The following is an 11,625-nucleotide window of genomic DNA, read 5'->3' as shown; positions in this document are numbered from 1 at the left end:
GAAGGACTGCCCAGGACTCGCGAGCGAAGCGGGACGGCGTAGCGCGGCGAGGCCGATTTGCACGCGAAGCGCCCGTAGGGTGCCGCACAGGGACTGTGCGGCATGAATCCAGTGCACAAGGAAGTGAGAGGCCTCTGCCGTCCATGGCGTCTGGACCCCGGCATTCCCTGCCGGGGTGACGTTATTCGTCTTAACTTAACGGCATTGCCGCTCCAGGCCTGATTCACCATTCCGGTCAGGGGAGCCAGTGTTGTGCCCATGCCTATCGGGCGTTGCTGGAGCAGTTCGGTTTCAAGCCTCCAAATGCTCCTATGGAGAGCTTTTGGGGCACGCTGAAGAACGAACGGGTCCGTCACCGGCGGTTTGCTACGCGACAACAAACCATCGCGGACATCACGGAATGGATCGAGATCTTCTACAACCGCCAACGGCGCCACTGGCGGTAATGGAGGCCACCTTTGGACGCTGCTCTTCAAACGCGTGCCCCGCTCGCTGAATCACTTCCCGGCCATCCAGCCGTTGATCTCCTCCATGAACGGCGTGGACAGACTGCCGGCCCTGACCTGTAATCCAACAAGCCCGCGGATGTAGTCGTAGCGGGCCTTGGCCTGCTCGACGCGTGCCTTCAGCAGCCGGCGCCGGGCCTCGAGCAGGTCGACGATCGTCGAAGCGCCGAGCTCATAGCCGCGTTCCTGGGCCTCGGCGGCTTTCTCCTGCGCGCGCACTTCCTGGCGGGTGGAGTCGATCCGCGAGTAGCTGGCCATGGCATCCAGGTATGCCGTTCGTGTTTCCTGTTCGATTTCTCGGCGCTTCTGCTCGAACTGCTCCCGGGCGATCCGATGCCTGGCTTGTGCATCCCTCACCCCCGCCTGAACCCGGCCGCCCTCGAAGATCGGGACGGTGAGCTGCACGCCGGCGGTGAACACGTTGTAAGGGGGCTGGGAACGGTTATCGAATCCGGTGTCCGCATAGGTCTCGGAGACCTGCAGGGTAAGCAGCGGAGCATGCTCGGCCCGGCTGCTGGTCACCAGTTTGTCTGTGGCGTCGATGCCGTGTTGTAGCGCGGTCAGGGCCGGGTTGTTACGGGTCGCTTCCTGCACCCATTCGTCCGGAGCGCGCGGGACGGGGGGAAAGTGCTCCCGGCCGACCGGGTTGACATCCCGCACCGAACCCCCGGCCAGCTCGCGCAGTTTCTCCAGCGCCACATCCTTGGCATTTCGCGCCTCGATCCCGCGGGTGGCCAACGTTTGGTAATAGGCCTCGACCTCGTACAGATCGGTCACCTTCACCATCTGCCGCTCGTACATCCGCTGCAGGCCTTTCAGCTGGCTTTCCACGGCTTTTGTTTCCGATGCCACGTAGGCGATGTTGTCGGTAGCCTCGACTGCCCTGAGATACCGGTCCACCAGGTCCCCCGCGACAGCCATGCGCGCCGCCTCGAGTTCCTGCTCCGACTGCAAAATGACATTTTCGGCGCTCTGCCAGCGATAGAAAGAGGCTAGGTCAAACAAGGCCTGGCGCAACTGCACCGTTCCGCGCAGGCCGCTGTATTGCTGATCGATCGCGGGCAAGCTGCTCAGGCTCAGCGAACTTTGTCCGGCCTGTTGATGCAGATCGTTGTAAGAGTAATTCCCGACCGCGAAAATCTGCGGCAGCAATTTGCTGAATGCCTGGTCTTTCTGGGCGTTGGCTCGATCCACCGAGTATTCGCGGCTTTTCAGCACGGGGTTGGTTTCCAGGGTGCGCTGGTACAGCTCCAGCAGGGACTCGGCGCAAGAGGCCGAAGGCAGAGCAAGTACCGCCAGGCACAGGAGGCCCTTTCCGAAACCGGCTAATGTCATGGATCAATCTTCGATAAAGGAGCGGGTGACGGTGTTCACGAAGGGGTCGGTCAGATACTCGAACAGGGTGCGCTCGCCCGTATTTATCAAGACCTCGGCCGGCATGCCCGGCACCAGGTCCAGTTTCTGGCGGGCCAGGTCCTGAAGCCCTTCCGGCGTGATTTCCACCCGCGCCAGGTAATAGGAAGTCTGGGTTTGTTCGTCCACCAGACGGTCGGCGGAAACAACCATCAGCTTGCCCTCGATTTTTGGGGTATCGCGGGATTTGAAGGCGGTAAACCGCACCTCCGCCATCTGGCCGAGCTGGATACGGTCGATGTCCTGAGGCGACAGCCGGGCTTCCACGACCAAGCGCTCATCCTGCGGAACAATGTCCAGGATCTTTCCCCCCGGCTGGATGACGCCCCCCAGGGTGTGCACGGACAGACCCAGGACCATGCCGGGCTCCGGTGCCTTGACGACCGTGCGCGCCACTGTGCTTTCCAGGGACTGAATCTTTTCTCGCAACTCGAACAGGGCCGCCTGGACCTCGCCCAGTTCCTTCGCGACCTCCCGCTGCAGCTCCTTCTGGAGCTGGAGGATCTTGAGTTCGGTCTCGCTGATCTGTAGTTCGGTGGCTGCCAGTTCAGACGCCAATTCCCCGCGCTGGCCCTCGCTTTGTGCCAGATTGCGCTCCAGTTCCCGCACTTTCTGCTTCTCGGTGTAGCCTTCCTTGAGAAGGGCCTCGAAATCCTCCAGTTCGTGCCGAAATGACTTCACCAGGCGATCACGGCTGGTGATTTGGGCCTGCAAACCCTTGAGCTTGGCGCGGAGCTGTTCGATCTGCCGCCGGTACAGGGAAATCTCGCCGTCGTGGGCCGTCTTGCGGACGGTGAAAGTGTGGTTCTGTATGCGGATGGCGTCATCGATCCGGGGATCGTCTGCATGGACGAGCAAATTGGGAGGATAGCGGACCTCATTCAGGCCATCGCGTTGCGCGATCAGGCGGGCTTCCCGTGCCGCGGCGATGTAATACTGCCCGCGCAGGACTTCGAGCTGGGCTCGCGGCTGGGTGTCGTCGAGGGTGGCCAAGACCTGGTCCTTTTCGACCGAATCGCCGTCGCGGACCCGGATGGTCTTGATGATGCCGCCTTCCAGATGCTGGACCGTCTTGCGGTAGTTTTCCACGGTGATGACGCCCGGGGCCAGCGCTGCGCTGCTGAGCGGAGCGAGGGCCGCCCAGGTGCCGAGGCCGCCGAAGATGGCGAAAACGACGAGGAACCCGAGCCGGCGGAAACGGCGGTCGTCGGTCAGCAGCGATGGCTGGGCTGAGGTCGTCACGGCCATCAAGACGGATTGTGGACGGGAGCGGCCGCGACGGGGCGGAGGCCGCCGGCCGGCCGCGGCGTCGAATTCTGCAAGCTCGCCAGAACCTGGTCGCGCGGTCCCGACACGGCCACCAGACCTTCCGCCAGCAGAACGATCTTGTCCACCTGGCTCAGGAGGCTCTTGCGATGGGTGACCACGATCACGGTGCACCCTTTGCGCTTCAGTTCGGCCAGGGCGGCGACCAAGGCATTTTCACCCTCCTGATCCAGGTTGGAATTGGGCTCGTCCAGGATCACCAGCTTCGGGTCGCCGAACAAGGCGCGGGCCAGTCCCAGCCGCTGCTGCTGTCCGGCGGAGAGGATATTGCCGTGGCCGAGGATTTTGGTGTCGTAGCCTTCCGGCAGCCGCAAGATCATGTCGTGGATACCGGCGGCGCGGGCGGCCGCCACTACCCTGTCGGGGTCGACGGTGCCGAATCGCGCGATGTTTTCGCCGATGCTGCCGTCGAGAAGTTCGACGTCCTGAGGCAGATAGCCGATGTAGTTGCCCAGCGCCTCCCGGTCCCATTGGGTGGTTTCGGCGCCATCAAGCCGGATGGCCCCCTGGCTTACGGGATAAAGCCCCAGGATCGCGCGGAGCAGGGTGGATTTGCCGGAGGCGCTGGCTCCGATCACGCCCAGTGCGGTGCCCGGTTCGATCCGAAGGCTGATGCCCTTGAGCACCGGGGCGGACGCGCCCGGCGGCTGGACGACGGCGCTTTCCAGGAGGATTTCACCCCTCGGGGCGGGCAGCGGCATCGGCGGTTCGCGGTATGGGGCGGCGCTGAGCAGTTCGTCGAGCCGCTGGTAAGCGGCCCGCGCCTGCGAAAAACCCCGCCAGGTGCTGATCATCAGGTCCAGAGGCGCCAAGGCGCGGCCCAGCAGTATGGAACCCGCGATCACCAAACCCGGTGTGATCTCCCTGTGGATGGCCAGATAGGCGCCGAGACCAAGGATCAGCGACTGGATGGTCAGCCGGTAAGTCTTCGACAGCGCGGCGATCAGGCCGCCCTTGGCACTGGCCTGGCTTTGCAGCTCGAGCAACAGGGTCTGCTTGTCCTGCCAGCGGGTCCGCATCCGGGGCAGCATGCCCATGGCCTCGATCACTTCCGCGTTGCGCAGATTGCGCTGGGTGAACTGGTTGGACTCCACGGCGTGCCGGTTGGCTTCCTGCAGGTGTTTGCGGGTAGCCGCTTCGTTCCAGACAGCAAGGCCCGCCAGCACGAACGCCGAAATCAGGCCGACTGCCCCGAAAACCGGATGGAACAGGAACATCATCCCCAGATAAACCGGAAACCAGGGGGCGTCAAAAAACGCGAAGAGGCCCGGCCCGGTTAGGAACTGCCGGATTTGTAGCAGGTCGGTCAAAGGCTGCGCGGACGATATCCTGCCCCCGGAAGCGAGGGACTGGGCGAACACCGCATCGAAAACCCGCCCGCCCAGGAGACTGTCCAGACGCGCGCTGGTAACGATCAGAATCTGGGTACGGACCCACTCCAGCCCGCCCATCACGATGAAGAGGAACACCGCGATGAGCGTCAGCATCAGGAGCGTCGACTCGCTGCCGCTGCTCAGCACGCGATCGTAGACCTGCAGCATGTAGATCGACGGCACCAGAAGCAGCAAGTTGATGAAGAAACTGAAGAACCCTACCGACCAGAAGGAGGTCCGGCAAGTTTGCAGCGCCCGGCGCAGATCCGACCGGACCCATGTACCCTGGTGTTGTGGTTGCGGTTGGTGGGTACCCATTCGAATTCCTAAGTAGAGGCTGAACGGATACCCTCAACGCTCCGCATGAAATTAGAGCGGGCAGCCTTCAAGCCGGGCCTTGCGGATCGGGCATTCGTTCCTTCCCGAAACATGAGCGCTCGTGTTCTGACCGGAATCAGGCCGGCTGCGCCTGCCCGGCGCCTTCGGCGGCAAGGCAGGGCAACCGGGCTTTCGCGGGCGAACCGCCATATCGGATCAGAGGAGACCCGCTAGATCAGAAACTCGTTCTGTTGCAGCTCCGCGCCTACGCCCACCAGGCTGATCTCCGGAATACCCAGAGGGGCAATCCCGGCACCCTCCGTGGTCGAACCGCTCACCAGGCTCTGGATCACAACGTTGTCCCCGGTGCCGCCGTCGAGCACATCGAGTCCGGCGCCACCCAGCAGCACGTCGTCGCCGGCGCCGCCGAGCAGCACGTCATTGCCGTCACCGCCGATCAGCACGTCGTCGTCATCGCCGCCATTGGCTGTGAGCTGGATGCTGCCCACCGTCAACCCCGACGCCTCGATCACGTCATCGCCGGCGAGGCCGTTGATCACGAGGCGGTCCATTGTCGGGTCGAAATTCGTGATGTTGATCCGGGCCGCAAGACCCAGCACGGAGACTCCGTTGCCATCGCCCACGACGATTATGACGTCGTCCCCCTGGGTCGCATTGACGAAGATGGTGTCCGCCTGGCCGTCGCTACCGCCGCCGAAAGCGCCGAGATCGATGTTGACTTCGGTCACGTCCGTGCCGGACAGATCGTTGACCACGATGTTGTCGGCGCCGCCCAGCGCCCTGAAATCGATCCGCTCGACGTCGTCCAGGTCCATGGTGACGTTGGCGACGTCGCGGAAGAAGCGCGCGCGGCCGCCGTTGGCGGAGATATCGATGTTTTCGCTGACGTTCGCGCCGTTGAACAGCATGGTGTCGAAGCCGGCCTGGCCTTCGAGGATGTCGTTGTCGTCGCCCGGATTCCAGACGAAGGTGTCGTCGCCCGCGCCCATGATTGCGAGGTCGTTGCCGTCTCCGCCGTTGAACAGATCGTCCCCTTCGCTGCCGAGTAGAACGTCGGCGCCGAGGCCGCCGTTCATCGTCAGTTGGACTGCGCCAGCCTCCAGACCGGTAGCATCGATGACGTCATCCCCGCCAAGACCATTGAGCGTCAACCGATCGTTCGCAACCTCCTGGCCGGAAATGTTCACCTGGCTCGGCAGACCGAAGACGGTAATTCCGCCGGCATCGCCCGCGACGCCGAACACGTCGGCGCCATTCGTGGCGTTCACCGTGACCGTGTCCGCCGCGCCGTCGCCGCCCCCGCCGGTGCCTCTCAGGTCGATGTTGATCTGAGTGACGTCCGTCCCGCTGAGATCGCCGATCACGATGTTGTCGGCACCGCCCAGCGCGTTGAAATCGATCTGTTCGACGTCGTTCAGGTCCATGGTGACGCTGCCGACGTTGCGGAAGAAGTGCACGCGGCCGCCGTTGGCGGCGATGTCGATGTTCTCGGCCGCGTTGCTGCCGTTGAACAGCATCGTGTCGAAGCCGGCCTGGCCTTCGACGGTGTCGCTCCCGTCGCCCGGATCCCACTGGAACACGTCGTTGCCGGCGCCGAGCAAGGCGACGTCGTTGCCCTGCTGGCCGTCGATGAAGTCGTCACCGTCGCCACCCAGGAGGACGTCGGCGCCCTGGCTGCCCAGGATCGTGTCGTTGCCGGCGCCGCCGTCGATCACGAGCTTGATCACGCCCGCCGGGAGGGTGGTCGCAGTGATCCCGTCGTCGCCTGCCCCGCCGTTGATGACGAGCGAATCGTTGGCGCCTTCGCTGTTGGCGATGTTAACCTGCGCCGCCAGTCCGACCACCGACGCCGATGTCCCGGCGCCGAACACGTCGATGATGTCGTTGCCGCCCGTGCCGTTCGTGACCACCGTATCGGCCTGCCCATCGCCCGCCGCTCCGCCGAGCGTTCCGGCGAGATCGATGTTGACTTCGGTCACGTCCGTGCCGGACAGATCGTTGACCACGACGTTGTCCGCGCCGCCCAGCGCCCTGAAATCGATCCGCTCGACGTCGTCCAGGTCCATGGTGATGCTGCCGACGTTGCGGAAGAAGCGCACGCGGCCGCCGTTGGCGGCAACGTCGATGTTCTCGGCCACGTTGCTGCCGTTGAACAGCATCGTGTCGAAGCCGGCCTGGCCTTCGACGGTGTCGCTGCCGTCGCCCGGATCCCACTGGAATACGTCGTTGCCGGCGCCGAGGAAGGCGACGTCGTTGCCCTGCTGGCCGTCGATGAAGTCGTCGCCGTCGCCGCCCAGGAGAACGTCGGCGCCGTTGCTGCCCAGGATCGTGTCGTCGCCGGCGCCGCCGTCGACAGTGATCTGGATGAGGCTCGCTAGATTGCCGGTTGCGGAAAACGTATCGTTACCGCCGTTCATGTTGACGACGAGATTCTCGGTCGTGCCGATATCGAGTGCGAAAGGGGCCGGGTCGAGGCGGTCGAAACGGACGCGCGATCCGTTGGCGGTTACCGTAAACACCTCGGCGCCGTTGCCGCCGTTCACTTCCGCGGTGTCGATGCCGGTTCCGCCCTCCATCAGATCGCTGTCATCGCCCGGATTCCAGATCATACGGTCGTTGCCGGCCTCGCCGAACATCTGGTCATCGCCGTCGCCGCCGGTCAGCGTATCGTTTTCAGAACCGCCGAACAGAAAGTCGACGCCGCCTTTGCCGAAGAGGACGTCGTCGCCCGCCTGCCCGAAGAGCTGGTCGCCGCCCGAGCCGCCGGTCAGCGTGTCGTTTCCCGTGCCGCCGAAAAGGTTGGCGCGGGGCAAAGCACCGTTTGTTTCGTCGAGCGTGATGGTGTCGTTTCCGCCCAGCCCAAATCCCTGAATCAGGCTCGTGTTGGCGACGGTCGCGGTACCGCCCCCGACCGGAACGGCGCCGCCATTGATGAGAATGGTTCCGGCCGCATTGCGGCTGAATTCGATCGTGTTGTCGAATGCATCACCGAGTGCCGTCAGAACCCCGGTGGAAGGTGTGAACGTTCCGGTGACCGTCTGGGTGGTGATGTCTGCGCTTGCGGTAAGAGCGAGCGGTCGGACATCTTCGGTCGACAGACCGCTCTCCGAGGGGGCTCGGAACGGTAGCTGATCCAATGCAAGCACTTCTGGTGCGGGTACCGGCTGTTTCCGGCCGAGGTTGGACATACCCATGGTTTTCTCCTTAATTATTTTTGATGATCACTCGATAACGCCGTATGAAATTTCGGTGGACTAGGGTTAAGGATTGAACGCCCCGTCCTAATCCGGCTCCATCCGAAACTTCTTATCGGGATTCGGCTCAAAATGCGGTGCCGGATCATCGTTTCGGCCCGCCTCCCGATTTCGCTCGGACTAACTCCGGCGGTACATTCACAAGAACCTGAACGGAGCCATGGCCGATCATCCCTTTCATGGCCCTGATCTCGAAGCGCTTGCCGGTCTATCCGGCCCAGCCATGACACCGCCCGCCGCACCTCCCACTGACGCGTCGTATCGGTATTTCTCCCTCCGAGCGAGAAAGGTTCAAAAAATCCAGCGTTGCGGCGGATTTTTTTACGAAACCCTTGTATGGCATCCCGGTCATCCAAAAGAACCTATCGTGGCGACGAGTCCCGGCGGTCGGCGCACTGGTCGAATCAATCGCAAACGGTGGCGTTAATCGCCACCCCTTCCAATCGCAAACGTCGCTTTAATCGCGACCTTCCCCACCAGTCTCGCCCGGCCCCAGCCAGGGGTTCGGATATCGCGCGCAGATGACTCGCAGCGCGTGTGAAGCTTGTTGGTCGAACCTTACCGAGCGCGGTTGCGCTGACTCGAACTCCGGCGGCGGAAAACGGCATAGGCCATCATGCCCGCCCCCACCAGCGCCAGTGACGGCGCCTCCGGGACGTTGTTGGTCGGTACGCGGGACCACACGGCATAGATGAAGCTTTCGGAAGTTAGGTCGTCCGAGGGGGAAACAATCAGGAGACCAGAAACGTCGTCCAACGGGCCAAACAGATTTTGTGCAAAACCCACATCGGCCAACCCGCCTACGGTGAGCCCAAAATCATAGGGCGTCAGCACCATGCAAAGAACGAAATCTGAGCACCCCGCGGTTGTATCCGGGGCGGAATCGAAGGCACCAAAGGCCCCGTCCAAAAAGACCTGGTCCAATAAGGCTTGCGAGGCGGCCAATGCCTCCCCTTCCGTCTTAAACACGAAATCGTTGCTGGAATCGCACCCGCTGAACAACCCGGCACAGGTCCCACCCTGAAATGTGACATCGTATAGCGTGGTCACGTTGTTGACGGTGACTTCGACGCCGGTGGCCCCGGTCAATATGCCGTTAGTCACCTGCAGCGTCGGTAGAGCATGCGCGCTTCCCCAGGCAAGGCACGAAGCGACTAGGCAAACGATTATCCACAGAGTTTTCATTGGTCTCACTTTCCCTAATTCTGCGCTCACGAGTGAGCATGATGGTAAACCGTCGCTACCGCCTCGGAACGACCCCCTAGCACCTTCGAAGTGCCAAGCAGGATTTAGGCCATCGCCTCCAATACTAACCGTAAGACCTTGAAATAAAACTCTTTAGAGTGCCTCGCGCCCAGCGGTTCCCTCTGTATCTTTGGGGCTCTGTAAAAAATCCTGACATGCTTGTAACAGGCCGTACACAGAAACGCCATTTGAAATTGAACGGCCGCTTAGCGGGAGAGCAGAAAAACGAAAGTTTGGACGAATCGGTTAGCGCCTCATCACTCCGCTGTTTCGCTGGACGTGTAGTCATCCTTCTCGGACGCCATGATCTAGCCCTAGTTACCGAATCAGTAACTCTGCGGATATGCTGGGGATGCGTCGCACTTCACGTCGCTGCCGCAAAATGGCCGATTTTTCCAAAGGAACCGACCGTCCACGGAGATTTGGCGACTGGCGGCTTTTGGCCGATTGTGTTGAAAAAGTCATCTAAACCAGCTTATCAGCTCGAATCCGCGCAGATTTGATTTTTTCATCATCGTAGATTCAATGGGTTACGCTCGTGCTGACGCTGAAGTGAGTAGGGTTTTTGCTGCCTGAAGTCCGCGCTCGAGATTGCCATTATCGGCGCCACCGGCGGGAACAGCTGCGGCTGTACTACTAGTTGCCGCGCAAGCCAAACAGGCATTTAAGCCAGCGTTTTGCCGTCGGGGTCAGGCCAGCCTTGAGACGTTGCTCGGCCAGGCGGGGGTTGATTTGCGCCAGGGTCGGGTAGATGTGTATGGTCCCGGCGAGATCGGATACCTTCAGATTCTTGCACATTGCCAAGACGTATTCATGGATCAATTCGCCCGCCTGGGCTCCGGCGACAGCCGCGCTCAAGACACGGCTGTTATTGCTATGGCACAAAGAGCGATTTTCGACAAATGCAGTCCGTAGGATGTGCCGACCATCGGGAAGCGCCCTTCGACTCGCTCAGGACAGGCCCTTCGACTGGGCTCAGGACAGGCATCGTTCGCGATCGATGGGCTGCGCAGGCTCAGCCCATCCCATACCAGCTATCATTGGCATGATTCCACTAAGCTGCCGGAGCAATTAAGCATTTTTCACCGCTATATAGCGGCGCGCCATGGGAAACTGCCCCTCACAAGTCAAAATACAGGCCGATATGACTCATAGAGCGTTTTTCATCCCAATGTACGGCTTCGTGTCGGGCGGGAAGAACGTAGGTCGGCAAAGGAGTTTGTCGGAAGGGTCGCGACTAAAGCGACCGTTTGCGATTGGGAAGGGATTGCCGACCTACCTATCGGGCTCTCTGACACCGAATCGGAAAATGTCTAGGCCGGAATAAGCCCTTCGGCTTCGCTCAGGACAGGCTCTGCGTTTCCGGCAAAGTCGTAGGTCAGCCATCCTTTGCCGGCAGCCGTGTCGGGAAGGGATTCTTGATCTACCGTACTGTTGGGCGAAATGAAAACGCGGTGGGAAACGAACGCCGTGTGCGTGGCGTAAGCAAAATAACGAAAGCTCGATCCCTTCTCCAGATTCGGATTATTTGGCCTTTCGGATAAGATATCGCATTTGACGCAAAGCAAGACGTTGGATATTTTCCATTTCCGGATTAGATATCGAATTTGAGGTCGACTTTAAGTTGGGCCAAGGAACCTAAATGAGCTTCGTTTTGTGTTCGAACTGCTTTTCCGATCAGGGCCTGAGACTGGATGCCGAACGAATCGGCGACGCAGACGATTCTAAGTGCCAGAACTGCGGTCAAGCTTCCGGGCGAAAACTAACAAAAGAGAGAGTTGAAGCGCTTGCTCATAGGTTTTTCGTGTGGGGAACTCTGCATAAGTGCGACTATGGCGCAGCGCCGATCGTCCAATTCAACGAACATCAGAAAACGAGCATCTCGACTGCTGCTCGGTTTAAGAAGGACATCGAACTGATCAGCAACACGCTCGGAGTCGGCTTCTTCTGCTACGGGCCTCGCTTATGGATGGTGGGTGAGGTTGAGCCTCTCAAGGCGCTTCAGGAGGGGCACTCTCGAGCTGCGATCATCCAGCGGATCATTAATGCGAATTAAGAGCTAACGGAGAGAAGATGCCAGCCCATTGGTGTCTCTTGAGGAGGGTTCTGCAACACCCCTCGGAGAGACGACCATGGACTGGCAAACTCAACTCATTACGGTGTATCTGA

General features: G+C 61.1%; 7 protein-coding genes and 1 pseudogene. 2 read left to right on the top strand and 6 right to left on the bottom strand.

The genetic code is table 11. From position 1 onward, the window contains the following. Nucleotides 1-212: 212 nt before the first annotated feature. Nucleotides 213-446: pseudogene (locus ABJK70_RS12870) on the top strand (IS3 family transposase); the annotation flags it as partial. Nucleotides 447-497: 51 nt separating this feature from the next. Here ABJK70_RS12870 and ABJK70_RS12865 read toward each other — a convergent pair. From ABJK70_RS12865 to ABJK70_RS12840, 6 genes are all read right to left on the bottom strand, one after another. Then, entirely contained in the window at nucleotides 498-1,841 is a 1,344-nt protein-coding gene (locus tag ABJK70_RS12865) for a TolC family outer membrane protein (RefSeq protein ID WP_347258168.1), read from the bottom strand. Nucleotides 1,842-1,844: 3 nt separating this feature from the next. Further along, a complete protein-coding gene (locus ABJK70_RS12860) occupies nucleotides 1,845-3,167 on the bottom strand; it encodes an HlyD family type I secretion periplasmic adaptor subunit (protein ID WP_347258167.1) in 1,323 nt (440 codons plus the stop codon). After that, entirely contained in the window at nucleotides 3,167-4,936 is a 1,770-nt protein-coding gene (locus tag ABJK70_RS12855) for a type I secretion system permease/ATPase (protein ID WP_347258166.1), read from the bottom strand. Before ABJK70_RS12855 ends, ABJK70_RS12860 begins: the two co-directional genes overlap by 1 nt. 230 nt (nucleotides 4,937-5,166) lie before the next feature. Then, nucleotides 5,167-8,151 carry a calcium-binding protein gene (locus ABJK70_RS12850; protein WP_347258165.1) on the bottom strand — a complete coding sequence of 995 codons (2,985 nt, stop codon included), beginning with the start codon at nucleotides 8,149-8,151 and terminating at the stop codon, nucleotides 5,167-5,169. Nucleotides 8,152-8,769: 618 nt separating this feature from the next. Next, on the bottom strand, nucleotides 8,770-9,396 hold the full coding sequence (locus ABJK70_RS12845) for a PEP-CTERM sorting domain-containing protein (RefSeq protein WP_086133844.1): 627 nt from the start codon (nucleotides 9,394-9,396) through the stop codon (nucleotides 8,770-8,772). A gap of 696 nt (nucleotides 9,397-10,092) precedes the next feature. Beyond that, nucleotides 10,093-10,341: a hypothetical protein gene (locus ABJK70_RS12840; protein WP_156881065.1), complete on the bottom strand. Its 249-nt coding sequence runs from the start codon at nucleotides 10,339-10,341 to the stop codon at nucleotides 10,093-10,095. A gap of 757 nt (nucleotides 10,342-11,098) precedes the next feature. Here ABJK70_RS12840 and ABJK70_RS12835 point away from each other — a divergent pair. Further along, a complete protein-coding gene (locus ABJK70_RS12835; protein ID WP_347258164.1) occupies nucleotides 11,099-11,512 on the top strand; it encodes a hypothetical protein in 414 nt (137 codons plus the stop codon). The last annotated feature ends 113 nt before the right edge of the window (nucleotides 11,513-11,625 follow it).

Source organism: Methylocaldum sp. (genome assembly GCF_039794385.1).
Taxonomy (GTDB): domain Bacteria; phylum Pseudomonadota; class Gammaproteobacteria; order Methylococcales; family Methylococcaceae; genus Methylocaldum.
Note: the sequence above shows the minus strand (reverse complement) of the source record. Positions and strands in the feature narration are given on the sequence as shown.